Here is a 14,110-nt window from a genome sequence, read left to right as displayed (position 1 = left end):
TTGCAGGCACTGATGCGAGACTGGACACTGGGCCATCAGTCCCTTGACGGAGAGAACCAGCCTTGGATTGGCAAACCCTGCTTACTCGCGAACGCCTCGGAAAGCCTGTGCACAGCCCGGAAGAACTCGGCCGCAGCCCTTTTCACAAAGACCACGACCGCATCATTTTTTCCGGTGCGTTTCGCCGCCTGGGGCGCAAGACCCAGGTCCATCCGGTGTCCAGTAACGATCATATCCACACGCGCCTGACCCACTCGCTGGAAGTCAGTTGTGTTGGCCGCTCCCTGGGCATGCGCGTCGGCGAAACCATCCGCAGCGCCCTGCCCGACTGGTGCGAACCGAGCGACCTGGGGATGGTGGTGCAATCAGCCTGCCTGGCCCATGACATCGGCAATCCGCCGTTCGGTCACTCCGGCGAAGACGCGATCCGGCATTGGTTCCTGCAAGCCGCCGGGCGTGGCTGGCTGGATGGCATGAGCGAGGTCGAACGCAACGACTTCCTCAACTTCGAAGGTAATGCCCAAGGCTTTCGCGTATTGACGCAACTGGAATATCACCAGTTCGATGGCGGTACGCGGCTGACTTACGCCACCCTCGGCACTTATCTGAAATACCCGTGGACCGCCAAGCACGCCGACTCCCTGGGCTACAAGAAGCACAAGTTCGGCTGCTATCAGAGCGAATTGCCGCTGCTGGAACAGATCGCCCACAAACTCGGCTTGCCGCAATTGGAAGACCAGCGTTGGGCGCGCCACCCGTTGGTGTACCTGATGGAGGCCGCCGATGACATCTGCTACGCGTTGATCGATCTTGAAGACGGCCTGGAGATGGACCTGCTGGAATACGCCGAAGTCGAGTCCCTGCTGCTGGACCTGGTGGGCGACGACATTCCGGAGACCTATCGCCTGCTCGGCCCGCAGGATTCGCGCCGACGCAAACTGGCGATCCTGCGCGGCAAGGCCATCGAACACCTGACCAACGCCGCCGCCCGCGCCTTCGTCGAGCAACAGGACGCGTTGCTGGCCGGCACGTTGCCCGGCGATCTGGTGGAACACATGCACGGTCCGGCCAAGCGCTGCGTGCTGAATGCAAAAGACATGGCGCGCAAAAAGATCTTCCAGGACAAGCGCAAGACGCTGCATGAAATCGGCGCCTACACCACGCTGGAAATCCTCCTCAACGCCTTCTGCGGCGCGGCGCTGGAACAGCACAACGGGCGCACGCCGTCCTTCAAGAGCCGCCGGGTACTGGACCTGTTGGGTAACAACGCGCCCGATCCCCACGGCCCGTTGCATACCTCGTTTCTGCGCATGATTGATTTCATCGCTGGCATGACCGACAGCTATGCCAGTGAGATGGCCCAGGAAATGACTGGCCGCTCAATCCACGGATAACAACCTCAGAATCAGCCGTGTCAGACGCTTCTGACCGGCTGATTGAAGGTGTCCGGCCTTCAACGCCATTTCAACACCCGCACAATCCCCTGCGAGGAGCGCGGAGCAGCCTGACATCGACTGAACTGAACGACCTTGAACGGCAAGCCAGCCAACATCGATCGCCGTTGCCGGGATGCTTGACCAAGCCGATGAAACAATCCGACTTTAGAAAACTGTTGACCTCGGCCGTCACATAAAAACGAGCGAACTCCCGACACTTATCATGCGCAATCAACTACCACGTATTACTTACGCAGTAAGCCGCACCCTTTTCTGATTACACAATCAGAACTTTCACATTCCTTATGCAAAACCCAGTTGATACGTAGCCCCATTCTTTTTCATTTGTAGGAAAAGTCCTATATTGCCACTACAGCCCCGTCCGTTCATGTGCCCTCTCAATTAACTGAGCTAAGGTGCGCGCTTTATTCGCGCACGTATGGGACTTGATTATGAACTCCGTTTTTATTGTCGACGATCACCCCGTTATCCGCCTTGCGGTGCGGATGTTGCTGGAGCATGAGGGTTATAAAGTCGTGGGCGAAACCGATAATGGAGTCGATGCCATGCAGATGGTTCGTGAATGCATGCCCGACTTGATCATTCTCGACATCAGCATTCCAAAGCTGGATGGACTGGAAGTTCTCTCCCGTTTCAATGCAATGAGCACACCCTTGAAAACATTGGTGCTGACAGAGCAATGCCCGACATTGTTCGGCATTCGCTGCATGCAATCCGGCGCCTCGGGGTATGTATGCAAACAGGAAGACCTCAGTGAATTGATGAGCGCCATCAAGGCCGTACTATCAGGTTACAACTACTTCCCGAGCCAGGCCTTGAACCCCGTGCGCCCGGATGATGCGCGTTACGCCGAACTGGAACTGTTCAAGTCCGTCAACGACAGGGAACTGATGGTCTTGCAACTATTTGCTCAAGGACGCACCAACAAGGAAATCGCCAAAGGCATGTTCCTGAGCAACAAGACGGTCAGCACTTACAAGAAACGCCTCATGCAAAAACTCAAGGCCAAATCCCTGGTAGCGCTCATCGAGATGGCAAAACGTAACGCGTTAGTGTGAGAGACAGGATGCCCAGTCGCATAAAGGACTATCTAATAACATTAAGTGCAGGCTTATGTCTGAGCACCTCAGTGAGCGCAGCATCGACCACCGTCGAGAACTACGCCCTGCTCAGTCGCTCAACCGGTGGACACCTGGAAGTCCAACTGGATAAACCACAACGTCAATGGGCACAGAACAAGCGCGAACTGATCCTGGGCACATCCGCCCCGGACTATCCCCCTTTCGACCTGACAGTCAGCGGCCGTGACTATGAGGGTTTCACCGCTGATTACGCCGGGATTCTCGGGCAGGCCACGGGATTGCCGGTCAAGGTCCAGCGCTACGCTTCACGCCAGGCCGCCATCAAGGCGCTGCAACAGGGAGAGATCGACCTGCTCGGTACCGCCAATGGCTTCGAAGCCCAAAACCCCGACATCCTGCTGTCTGCGCCTTATGCCGTGGATCAGCCGGTGCTGGTGACACGCGAGGGCGAAACCCGATCGCTGACCGATGGCCTCGCCGGGATGCGACTGAGCATGGTGTATCACTACTTGCCGCTGGAGGAAGTGAAGGCGCTGTACCCGAATGCGCTCGTCATCGACTACCCGTCCTACCAGAATGCAATCAATGCGGTGGCCTTCGACCAGGCGGACGTCTTCCTCGGAGACACCATTTCAACCCACTACATGATCAACAAGGGATACCTGAACAACGTCCGCATGGCCAACTTCGGTAAACACGAAGCTCATGGTTTCAGCTTTGCAGTGCGCAAAGACAATCCGCAACTGCTGCAGATCGTCAACGCCATCCTCACGGCCATCCCCTCCAGCGAACGGGACAACATCGCCAAACGCTGGAGTGCCGGCAGCGACATCCTGCTGACGGATCACAAACTGCAACTGACTGACCGCGAGCAGCGTTGGCTGGCGCAACACCCGGTGGTGCGCGTGGTGGTCAACGAAGCGTTTGCACCCCTGACGTTTTTCGACAGCGACGGCAATTTTCGCGGCGTCACCGCCGACCTCCTGGAGCTGATCCGACTGCGTACCGGTTTGCGCTTCGAGGTCCAGCGCAGCCGCGGCGATGATCAAATGATCGCGCGAATCAAAGACAATCAGGCGGACTTGATTGCCGCGCTGCTCCCCAGCGCCCAACGCCAGGCCCAGTTGAATTTCAGTCGGCCCTATCTGGAAAACTCCTTTGTGCTGCTGACGCGCAAATCCGCCGACAGCGCGACCAACCTTTCGCAACTGCAAGACAAGCGCCTGGCCATCGCCCAGGGCAATCCGCTGGTGGACTACTTGCGCCGCGAATTTCCACGGGTTCACCTGATTGAAACGCCGGACACCTTTCACGCCGTGGAACTGCTCGCCGAGGGTCAGGTAGAAGGCGCCGTCAATTCACTGGTCATCGCCAACTACTTTATTTCGTCGCACATCTTCGAACACAAACTGCAGATCAGCACCACCATCGGCACCCGGCAAGCGGCGTTCTCCCTGGCCACGGCCCGTGGCGCCACGGAGCTGAGTTCGATCATCGACAAAGCGCTGTTGAGCATTGCCCCGGAAGAGCTGGGCGTGATCAACAGCCGCTGGCGTGGCTACTCGGCAGCGTCGGAAAAAACCTGGAACAACTTTCACCGGGTGTTCTATCAGATCGTTGCCGCTGCCAGTTTTCTGCTGCTGATTTCCATGGCCTGGAATGCCTGGATGCGGCGCCAGATCAACCAACGCAAAGCGGCCGAGCGAGCGCTGAACGATCAGTTCGAGTTCATGCGCTCGCTGGTCAACGGCACGCCTCACCCGATTTATGTGCGTGACCGCCAGGGGCTGCTGCAAAGCTGTAACGACAGTTATCTGGAGGTTTTCCAGGCGAAACGCGAAGACGTGATCGGCAAAAGCGTCATGCAGGGCAAGATGAGCAATGCCTTCGAAGCCCGGGAGTATCAGGCTGATTATCAACGGGTCGTGAACGAAGGCACACCGTTGATCCTCGATCGCCCGCTGCACATCGGTGGCCGGCGGCTGACGATCTATCACTGGATTCTCCCCTACCGTGATTCGAGCGGTGAAGTACAAGGCATCATCGGCGGCTGGGTCGATATCAGCGAACGACGACAACTGTTCGACAAACTGCGGGCCGCCAAGGAGCAGGCCGATGAAGCCAACCGGGCCAAGAGTACCTTCCTGGCGACCATGAGCCACGAAATCCGCACGCCGATGAACGCGGTGATCGGCATGCTGGAACTGACCCTCAAGCGCATGGACCAAGGGCGCCAGGATCGCTCCGCGATCGAAACCGCGTACAGCTCGGCGAAAGACTTGCTGGCCCTGATCGGCGACATTCTCGACATTGCCCGGATCGAATCCGGGCGCCTGAGCCTGAGCCCCGAGCGGGTCAATCCGGGAGAAATCGTCGCCTCGGTCATGCGGATTTTCGACGGGCTGGCCCGGCAAAAAAATCTTCGCCTGGCATTGGCCTTCAATCCACCGCACCCGCCTGTCGATGTGCTGCTCGACCCGTTGCGCTTCAAGCAGGTGCTGTCCAACCTGCTCAGCAATGCCATCAAGTTTACGCAACAGGGTGAAGTCCGGATTACCGTCGACCTGCTGCCAGGTGATGAACCCGAGCGAACGCGGCTGCAAGTGCAAGTCCAGGACAGCGGAGTCGGCATCAGCGAAAAGGATCAGCAGCGCCTGTTCGAGCCCTTTGCCCAGGTCGAAAACACCGGACAATTGGCCAGGGGCGGCGCGGGGCTTGGCCTGGTGATCAGTCGCAGTCTGTGCGAAATGATGGGCGGCAGCCTGCAACTGAGCAGCCAGCCCGGGGTGGGCACCCTGGTCAGCATTTCACTGTACCTGCCGACGCTGCCACCGGAGCCGGCAAAGGACCGGGTCGAGCCCGTCATCCTCACCGGCGGCGCGTCCTTGAGCGTGCTGGTGGTCGACGATCATCCCGCCAATCGCCTGCTCATGTGCCAACAGCTGGAATACCTGGGGCATCGCTTTACCGGTGCCGATGATGGCCGTGCGGGACTGGAAGCCTGGCAGCGCGAGCCATTCGATCTGGTGGTGGTCGATTGCAACATGCCGATCATGAATGGTTACGACCTGGCCTGCACCATCCGCCAGCAGGAACAGCTGGAACAACGCTCCCCCTGCACCATCCTCGGCTTTACCGCCAATGCCCAGCCCGAAGAAATCCAGCGCTGCAAGCAAGCCGGGATGAACGATTGTCTGTTCAAACCCCTCAGCCTGACGGCGTTGAGCCAATGGGTCGAAGGCATCAGGCCGGCAGTCCGCGAGCAGGTGTTCAATCTGGAAGGGCTGGACATGTTGACCGGCGGCAATCCGGAAATGGCCCGACGCCTGCTGGCCGAACTGCTGAGCAGCAACCGCCTGGATCGCCAGGAGCTGCTGGGCTTATCCGGGCTTGAGAACCGCCAGGCATTGATCGACGTCGCGCATAAAATCAAAGGGGCGGCCCGCATCGCCCAGGCTTACCGATTGATTGAGTGTTGCCAGGCCCTTGAACAAGCCTGCCATGACGCAGCGCCCGCGGATGACATCGCCCTCTGCATAAAAACCATGAACCAGGTCATGCTCGAACTGGAGCAGGCATTCCTGCATCAGATTGACCGCAACGACAACGGCAAAAGGGTGGCACCTTAACTATGCTTGGACGCTGAGCAGTGCGTTTACCACTATGGAGAGCCCCGTAATGCCCAGCCCACTGCGCCCGGATCAGCGCCGGTTTCCCCTGCATGTGCATATCAGCGTCATGTTCACCTTCCTGTTACTGCTGACCGGTGTGGTGCTGGGCATTTTCAACTACAGGCAGACCACGCAGATCATACTTTCGAGCAGTGAAAAGCTCTTCAACCGCATCGAGCAGGATGTACGCCTGGACCTGCAGGCCACCTATGAACCGATTCGCCATCTGCTGAGCCTGCTGGCCGAGACGCCAGCGACCCAGGCCCCGAACCTTGAGCAACGACTGGCGCTGCTCAAGCCGTTCAGCCAATCGCTCAAGGACAACCCCAACCTGGCCTCGTTGTACCTGGGCTACGCCAATGGCGACTTTTTCATGGTCCGCCCGCTGCGCACCGAGGCGTTGAAGGCGCAGCTCAAAGCCCCCGACACGGCGGCCTATCAGGTATGGAGCATCGAGCACCCTGCCAGCGGCAATCCAGTCGCCTCGCAATCCTTGTTCTACGACCAGGCCCTGAACCTCATCAGCCGCCAGGACACGCCCGACGAAACCTATGACCCGCGAACCCGCGCCTGGTTTACCAACGCTCGCGCGCAGGCTGACCAGATCACCACCGAGCCCTACGTTTTTTTCTCCACCCATAACGTCGGCACCACCCTGGCCCGACGCAGCGGCGACGGTGCGGTGATGGGCGCCGACCTGACCCTGGCCGAGCTGTCCGCAACCCTGGCCAAACACGTGGTGACCCCGAGCACCGAGATCGTGCTGTTCGATGCCGAAGGCAATGCCATTGCCTACCCGGACAGTGACAAACTGATCATCGACGACCAAACCGCCCGCCTGAGCAAAGTCGCCGACCTGAGTCCGGCCCTCGGCACCCTGCTCGCCAGCCCATCGGCAGGCAATCGGCTGGACGTCGCCGGCCGGCAGTGGATCGTCGCCCGCAGCCACATGCAGGAAGGTGGCCCGCAGGGTTTGCAAATGGCACTGCTGGTGCCCGAGGATGAATTGCTCGTCGATGCCTACCGCATGCGCTGGCAAGGAGCGTTGATTACCCTGGCCACGTTGCTGCTGTGCCTGCCGATGGGCTGGCTGACATCGCGGATCCTGGTCAAACCGCTGCATGCGCTGGTGAAGGAAGCCGATGCCATTCGCAGTTTCGATTTCAACTTTCCCGTCAGCCGCCGTTCGCCGGTATTGGAAGTCGATCAATTGAGCCTGTCGATGGCGCGGATGAAGGACACCCTCGGCAGTTTTTTCCAGATCACCGACAGCTTGTGCGCCGAAACCCGCTTCGCGCCGTTGCTGCAACGGGTACTCTTTGAAACGGTGAAAATCGCCCAGGCCCAGGCCGGCCTGATCTACCTGCGCGAAGGTGACGGCGAGCGCATCGAACCCCACGGGTTGGTCCTCAACGGTGAGTCCCAGCCGTTGCCGTCATTCGCCATTCAAGGCCACGAACTGCAGAACCCGCAGAGCCCGGCGTGGTTGCTACAACTGGCGAATGCCGACAACGTGGTTGCCAACCTGGGCTACGAACAAGCGGGGGATTTGCAGAAAGTCTTGCTCGCCATGCAGAGCCCGCGGGTGCACCTGATCGGCATTCGCCTGCGCAACCGGCATAACGAAACCGTCGGCCTGCTGATTCTGCTGCTGGCCGACAGCGGCAACCAAAGCGACCTGGAAAAACTCCGGCCGGATCGCATCGCCTTCCTGCAAGCGGTGTCCGGCGCGGCGGCGGTGAGTATCGAAAGCCAGCGTCTGCAAGCCAAGCAAAAACAGCTGCTCGATGCCTTCATTCAACTGCTGGCCGGCGCGATCGACGCCAAGAGCCCCTACACCGGCGGCCATTGCCAGCGCGTACCGGCGCTGACCCTGATGCTGGCCCAGGCGGCTGCGGCCAGTCAGGCACCGGCGTTCAGCGGCTACCATCCCACCGAAGATGAATGGGAAGCCTTGCACATCGCAGCCTGGCTCCACGATTGCGGCAAGGTCACCACGCCCGAATATGTGGTCGACAAGGCCACCAAGCTGGAAACCCTGAACGATCGCATCCACGAAATTCGCACCCGTTTCGAAGTGCTCAAACGCGATGCCTGGATCAACTACTGGCAGGCCATCGCCCTGGGTGGCGATGAACATCACCTGGCCGAATTGCGCAACGCCAACCTCGCAGGTCTGGACGATGACTTCGCCTTTATCGCCCGCTGTAATCTGGGCGGCGAGGCGATGGCTGAGGCCGACCTCCAGCGCCTGAACCTGATCGCTCAGCGGACCTGGACCCGAACCCTGGATGATCGATTGGGGGTTTCCTGGGAAGAGAACCGTCGCCAGGCCCGTACGCCGGCACCGACGTTGCCGGTCAGTGAACCGTTGCTGGCGGACAAACCCGAACATTTGCTGGAGCGCGCCGAAGGCGAACTGATCCCGCAAGACAATCCCTGGGGCTTCAAACTCGATGTGCCGCAGCACAAATACAATCGCGGCGAGCTCTATAACCTGAGCATTGCCCGTGGCACCCTGACCCGCGAAGAGCGCTACATCATCAATCACCACATGGTGCAGACGATCCTGATGCTCAGCCACCTGCCCTTCCCCGGCCACCTCAACAACGTCGCGGAAATCGCCGGCGGCCACCACGAAAAAATGGACGGCACCGGTTATCCCAAGCAGTTGAAGCGCGAAGACATGAGCCTGCCGGCGCGGATGATGGCGATTGCCGATATTTTTGAGGCACTGACCGCGGCCGATCGCCCCTACAAGAAAGCCAAGTCCTTGAGCGAAGCGCTGGGCATCATGGCGACGATGTGCCGTGACGCCCATATCGACCCTGAGTTGTTCGGGCTGTTTATCAACGAACAGATTTACCGGCAGTACGCCGAGCAGTTCCTCGACCCGAAACAGATCGACGCGGTGGACCCGGCAAGCCTGCTGGTCAAGGCAGGCTTGCGGGCGTGATCAGCAATCGGTCAGGCGCAGGAAAATCGCGGCCAGTCGTTCGATACCGGCCTGGTCGTCGGTGGTGAAACGCGCGAGTTTCGGGCTGTCCAGATCCAGCACGCCGATCAGTCGGTCATCCTTGACCAGTGGCACCACCAACTCGCTGTTCGAGGCGCTGTCGCAGGCGATATGCCCGGGGAACGCATGCACATCCTCGACCAACTGGGTTTGCAAGGTGGCGGCTGCCGCCCCGCACACCCCGCGGCCGAACGGAATTCGCACACAGGCGATCTGGCCCTGGAACGGACCCAGCACCAGTTCTTCGTTGCGATTGAGGTAGAAACCGGCCCAGTTCAGGTCATCGAGCTGGTTGAACAGAAACGCGGAAAATTGCGCGGCGTTGGCGATGAAATCCCGCTCGTCCGCCAGCAAGGATTCCAGTTGCGCCCACAGCATCCCGTAGCCTTCGAGGCCCTGGCCGCTTTGTTTCAAATCGATCATGCCTTGTGCTCCAACAGCTTTAACCCGACCCAATAACGCGCAAATTGATAGGCGCAACGGCCATTGCGATTGCCCCGGCCTGTGGCCCAACGGACGGCGAGAATGTCGAGTTCCTCGTCGCGCTGCCAGGCCAGGCCGGCCTTGTCGGCCAGTTGCCCGATCCAGTGTTCGACGACATTAAGGAAGTGTTCTTGAGTGAACGGATAAAACGACAGCCACAGCCCGAATCGATCCGACAATGCGATCTTGTCTTCCACCGCCTCGCTGGGATGCAGTTCGCCGTCCACGCGTTTCCAGTTTTCGTTATCGCTTTCCTTTTCCGGCACCAGGTGGCGACGGTTGGAGGTGGCGTACAGCAGCACGTTGTCCGGCGCCTGTTCGAGGGAGCCGTCGAGCACGCTTTTCAGCACGCGATAATCACCTTCGCCGGATTCGAACGACAGGTCATCGCAGAACAGCACGAAACGCTGGGGCAGCTTGGCGATTTGCTCGACGATACGCGGCAAGTCCGCCAAGTGATCGCGTTCGATCTCGATCAGGCGCAAACCGGCTTCGTGATGCTCGGCCAGCAAGGCGCGAACCAGCGACGATTTACCAGTGCCGCGCGAGCCCCAGAGCAACGCGTGGTTGGCCGGCATGCCGTCGATGAATTGTTGGGTATTGCGCCCCAACTGTTCCACTTGGCGATCAACACCGATCAGGTCGGTCAAACGGGTGTCGAGGCTGACTTGCAGCGGCAACAGAAAACCACTGCGGCCCTCACGCTGCCAGCGTGCGGCCAGGCAATGCACCCAGTCGATGGTTTGCCGAGGGGCCGGCAGCAAGGGTTCGATACGGGCCAGAACGGCATCGGCGCGTTCAAGAAAAGCATTCAATCGGGAATCCACGTCTTCTCCTCGGGCACGTTTCACAGTAATGATGGTGATACGGCAACTTACACTAACCGGCCCCCTCAAACAGGGGCGGCGCGGGAACATCGGTATCCATGCATGATCGACTATGCTTGAGCAGCGAAGGGAAACGGAAGTGGTTCAACACCCTATGGATATCAAGTTCACCCACCGGCTTTCATACAAACAGGCCCGGCTCACTGTGCTGGTCGGTTTCATACTGGGCACCTTGCTCAGTCTGGTGCAAATAGGCATCGATTATGCCAGCGAAGACGCCTCCATCAACCGTGAAATACTGTCTTTGCTGGAAATCAGCCACAACCCGGCCTCACGCATCGCCTACAACATCGACGCCGAACTCGCCCAGGAACTGACCATGGGCCTGCTGCGCTCGCCGGCGATCATCAGCGCGCAACTGACCGATAACAACAATACCGTGCTGGCCAGCGTCAAACGCCAGGGCCTGCAAAGCGGTTACCGACTGATCAGCGACTTCCTGTTCGGCGCCAACCGCCAGTTCGAAGACCGCCTCTTCCTCGATCATTTGCCCGACGAATCCCTCGGCACCTTGCAGCTGGAGGTCGACACGTATTCCTTCGGCAGCCGTTTCCTGCGCCGGGCTGAAGTGACGTTGCTCAACGGCTTCGCCCGCAGCCTGATCCTCACCGGCATCCTGCTGGCGCTGTTTTACGTGATGCTGACCAAGCCACTGGTGCGGGTCATTCGCGAACTCAGCGGCCGCGATCCGCGCAGCGCCGAGCCGACGTGGCTGGAGTACCCGACGGGGCATGAAAACGATGAAATCGGCGTGCTGGTCAAGGTCGCCAATCAGCAGTTCGAAAACATCGCCACCGAAATCCAGCAACGGCGCAACGCCGAAAACCGCCTGACCGATTACCTTGGGCAACTGGAAAACATCGTCTCGGCGCGCACCGCCGAACTCAAGGCGATCAACACCCGGCTCAGCCAGTCCAATGAAGAACTGGAAGCCGCCCGCCGGACCGCTCTGGACATGGCCGAAGCGCGCTCGGCGTTCCTCGCCAACATGAGCCATGAAATCCGCACGCCGCTCAACGGCCTGCTGGGGATGATCGCGCTCTCGCTCGACGGCCCGCTGAATGCCGAGCAGCAGCAACAGCTGTCCATCGCCCATGATTCGGGCAAGGTGCTGGTGGAGCTGCTCAACGATATTCTCGACCTGTCGAAATTCGATGCCGGCCAGCTGGAGCTCGAACACATTCCATTCGACCTCGGCTCGCTGATCGAGGACACCGCCAACCTGCTGTCGCAGAACGCCGCGCCCAGCGTCGAACTCGCCTGCCTGATCGATCCGCAATTTCCGGCGCTGGTGCTGGGCGACCCGACCCGGGTCCGGCAGATTGTCAGCAACTTGCTGTCCAACGCGCTCAAGTTCACCCGTTTCGGGCGGGTCGATGTGCGGCTATCGACGTTTGAAGATGGCGTGCGCATCGAGGTCTGCGACACCGGCATCGGCATTGCCCAGGATGCGCAGGTGAAAATCTTCCAGCCCTTCACCCAGGCCGGTGCCGGCATTACCCGGCAATTCGGCGGCACCGGGCTGGGCCTGGCGCTGACGTTCAACCTCTGCGAAGCCATGCAGGGACGGCTGACGATCAGTTCCGAAGCCGGGTTCGGCAGCCAGTTCTGCGCTGACCTGCCGCTGCCGAGCCACACCCGCGCCATTGTCCCCCAACCGTTGCAGGGCAAGGTCATTGCGATTACGGCGGCCAGCAGCGGCCTGGCGGAACTGTTGAAAGGGTTGTTGCCGTTGTGGGGACTCGACTATCAGCAGCGCTCCATCGAGGACTCGTTGCTCGGCCTGGAACCGGATGTGTTGATCACCGACTGCCCGGAATGCCTGTTCGGCCTGCGTCCCACGCTCAGCGCACCGATCCTGCTGGTGACGGCCTACGGCAGTTTCATGCCCAGCGAAGAAGCCGCAGCCCTGGCGCCGTTGCAGCAACAGGCGCGGCCATTGGCCCGTAACGCGTTGTACCAGACGTTGCGCCGGATCCTGCAACCGGACACCGCGACGATCAACGACGCGCGCCTCGACGCCCTCACCCCCCAACGCCGCGGCCGGGTACTGCTGGTGGAGGACAACCCGGTCAATCAATTGGTGGCCAAAGGCATGCTCGGCAAACTCGGCTGCGAGGTGATCGTCGCCGCCCACGGCGCCGAAGCCCTGGATCAACTGGAACTGAGTGAGTTCGATCTGGTGCTGATGGACTGCAACATGCCGGTGATGGATGGCTACGAAGCCAGTCGGCATATCCGCCGCAGCGGACGCTGGCCACAGCTGCCGATTGTTGCCCTGACCGCCAACGCCATGTCCGAAGAACGCGAGCGCTGCCGTGCGGCGGGCATGAGCGACTACCTGGCCAAACCCTTCCGCCGGGAAGAATTGGCCGCCCTGCTCGATATGTGGATACCGACTACGCCAGTGCTTTGATCTGCCCCAACAACTGATCAAGGCCCTCGCGCAGTTCGTTCAAGCGGTTGAGGTCAACGCCGCTGTCGCAGAGCAGGCGCGCCTTGAGCGGCCCGACCTGTTCGCGCAAGGCAAGGCCTGCTGGCGTCAGGCTCAGGTGCACTTCACGCTCATCCCGCGCCGAACGCTGACGCTGGACCAATTGCAGCTGCTCAAGCCGCTTGAGCAACGGCGTGAGCGTGCCGGAATCCAGCGCCAGGCGTTCGCCCAAGGCCTTGACGGTTGGCTGCTCCGGCGCCGCTTCCTGCCATTCCCACAACACCAGCATCGCCAGGTATTGCGGGTAGGTCAGGCCAAGCTGATCGAGCATCGGCTTGTAGCCACGGATTACCGCCCGGGAAGCGGCATACAGCTTGAAACACAACTGGCTGTCGAGCTTTAACGAATCGGCGGACAAGGAGTTCATTTCAGCAGGGCTTCAATCTCGGCACTCAGGTCCTGCGGCTTGGTGGCCGGGGCGAAGCGCTTGACCAACTGGCCGTCCTTGCCGATCAGGAATTTGGTGAAGTTCCACTTGATGCCTTGGGAACCCAGCAGGCCCGGCGCGCGTTTTTTCAGTTGCACGAACAGCGGATGGGCGTCGGAACCGTTGACGTCGATCTTCTTGAACAGCGGGAAGCTGACCCCGTAGTTCAACTCGCAGAACTCTGAGATTGCCCCTTCATTGCCCGGCTCCTGCTTGCCGAACTGGTTGCAGGGGAAGCCGAGCACCACCAGGCCTTGATCCTTGTAGGTCTGCCACAGTGCTTCGAGGCCTTTGTATTGCGGGGTGAAACCGCACTTGCTGGCGGTGTTGACCACCAGCACGGCTTTGCCGGCGAAGTCGGACAGGGTTTTCTGTTCACCCTTGATGGTGGTCACCGGGATGCTCAGCAGGTTGTCGCTCATGATTGGGGTTCCAGATATAGGAAGAAGGTCCAAACATAGCGAGCAATTGAATTGCGTGCAATTTAATAAATCAATAGAACGCCCGCCAATCCCTGTAGGAGCGAAGCTTGCTCGCGAAGACGTCGGATCAGTCAACATCATTGTTGAATGTTAAAACGCCCTCGCGAGCAA

The 14,110-nt window shown here is 59.9% G+C and carries 9 protein-coding genes; 5 read left to right on the top strand and 4 right to left on the bottom strand.

From position 1 onward, the window contains the following. The first annotated feature begins 62 nt into the window (after window positions 1-62). From HKK53_RS30100 to HKK53_RS30085, 4 genes are all read left to right on the top strand, one after another. Complete coding sequence (locus HKK53_RS30100; RefSeq protein WP_169373761.1) at window positions 63-1,394, top strand: deoxyguanosinetriphosphate triphosphohydrolase; 1,332 nt, start codon at window positions 63-65, stop codon at window positions 1,392-1,394. Window positions 1,395-1,888: 494 nt separating this feature from the next. Beyond that, a complete protein-coding gene (locus HKK53_RS30095; RefSeq protein WP_169374312.1) occupies window positions 1,889-2,515 on the top strand; it encodes a response regulator transcription factor in 627 nt (208 codons plus the stop codon). An 8-nt stretch (window positions 2,516-2,523) separates the two neighbouring features. Then, window positions 2,524-6,168: a transporter substrate-binding domain-containing protein gene (locus HKK53_RS30090; protein ID WP_169373760.1), complete on the top strand. Its 3,645-nt coding sequence runs from the start codon at window positions 2,524-2,526 to the stop codon at window positions 6,166-6,168. 49 nt (window positions 6,169-6,217) lie between these two features. Continuing rightward, window positions 6,218-9,166, top strand: a complete 2,949-nt coding sequence (locus HKK53_RS30085) for an HD domain-containing phosphohydrolase (protein ID WP_169373759.1) — start codon at window positions 6,218-6,220, stop codon at window positions 9,164-9,166. Here the strand turns inward: HKK53_RS30085 and HKK53_RS30080 are convergent, their stop codons facing one another. Beyond that, window positions 9,167-9,649 (bottom strand): GAF domain-containing protein, encoded by a 483-nt coding sequence (locus tag HKK53_RS30080; protein ID WP_169373758.1) that lies wholly within the window; start codon window positions 9,647-9,649, stop codon window positions 9,167-9,169. Beyond that, window positions 9,646-10,536 carry an ATP-binding protein gene (locus HKK53_RS30075; RefSeq protein WP_169373757.1) on the bottom strand — a complete coding sequence of 297 codons (891 nt, stop codon included), beginning with the start codon at window positions 10,534-10,536 and terminating at the stop codon, window positions 9,646-9,648. Before HKK53_RS30075 ends, HKK53_RS30080 begins: the two co-directional genes overlap by 4 nt. Window positions 10,537-10,690: 154 nt before the next feature. On the opposite strand from HKK53_RS30075, the gene HKK53_RS30070 reads away from it, so the two are divergent. After that, window positions 10,691-13,012 carry a hybrid sensor histidine kinase/response regulator gene (locus HKK53_RS30070; protein WP_169373756.1) on the top strand — a complete coding sequence of 774 codons (2,322 nt, stop codon included), beginning with the start codon at window positions 10,691-10,693 and terminating at the stop codon, window positions 13,010-13,012. On the opposite strand, the gene HKK53_RS30065 is transcribed toward HKK53_RS30070, so the two are convergent. Both HKK53_RS30065 and HKK53_RS30060 read right to left on the bottom strand, forming a co-directional pair. Next, on the bottom strand, window positions 12,996-13,457 hold the full coding sequence (locus tag HKK53_RS30065) for a MarR family winged helix-turn-helix transcriptional regulator (RefSeq protein WP_169373755.1): 462 nt from the start codon (window positions 13,455-13,457) through the stop codon (window positions 12,996-12,998). The genes HKK53_RS30070 and HKK53_RS30065 overlap by 17 nt on opposite strands. Next, window positions 13,454-13,939: a glutathione peroxidase gene (locus HKK53_RS30060; protein WP_149660139.1), complete on the bottom strand. Its 486-nt coding sequence runs from the start codon at window positions 13,937-13,939 to the stop codon at window positions 13,454-13,456. Before HKK53_RS30060 ends, HKK53_RS30065 begins: the two co-directional genes overlap by 4 nt. Window positions 13,940-14,110 lie beyond the last annotated feature (171 nt).

Source organism: Pseudomonas sp. ADAK7, assembly GCF_012935675.1.
Lineage (GTDB): Bacteria > Pseudomonadota > Gammaproteobacteria > Pseudomonadales > Pseudomonadaceae > Aquipseudomonas.
Note: the sequence above shows the minus strand (reverse complement) of the source record. Positions and strands in the feature narration are given on the sequence as shown.

Excerpts from the sequence above, each read along its gene's own strand:
- HKK53_RS30095 (WP_169374312.1), top strand. The coding sequence starts at position 1,889 with ATGAACTCCGTTTTTATTGTCGACGATCACCCCGTTATCCGCCTTGCG.
- HKK53_RS30090 (WP_169373760.1), top strand. The coding sequence starts at position 2,524 with ATGCCCAGTCGCATAAAGGACTATCTAATAACATTAAGTGCAGGCTTA.
- HKK53_RS30085 (WP_169373759.1), top strand. The coding sequence starts at position 6,218 with ATGCCCAGCCCACTGCGCCCGGATCAGCGCCGGTTTCCCCTGCATGTG.
- HKK53_RS30080 (WP_169373758.1), bottom strand. The coding sequence starts at position 9,649 with ATGATCGATTTGAAACAAAGCGGCCAGGGCCTCGAAGGCTACGGGATG.
- HKK53_RS30070 (WP_169373756.1), top strand. The coding sequence starts at position 10,691 with ATGGATATCAAGTTCACCCACCGGCTTTCATACAAACAGGCCCGGCTC.
- HKK53_RS30065 (WP_169373755.1), bottom strand. The coding sequence starts at position 13,457 with ATGAACTCCTTGTCCGCCGATTCGTTAAAGCTCGACAGCCAGTTGTGT.
- HKK53_RS30060 (WP_149660139.1), bottom strand. The coding sequence starts at position 13,939 with ATGAGCGACAACCTGCTGAGCATCCCGGTGACCACCATCAAGGGTGAA.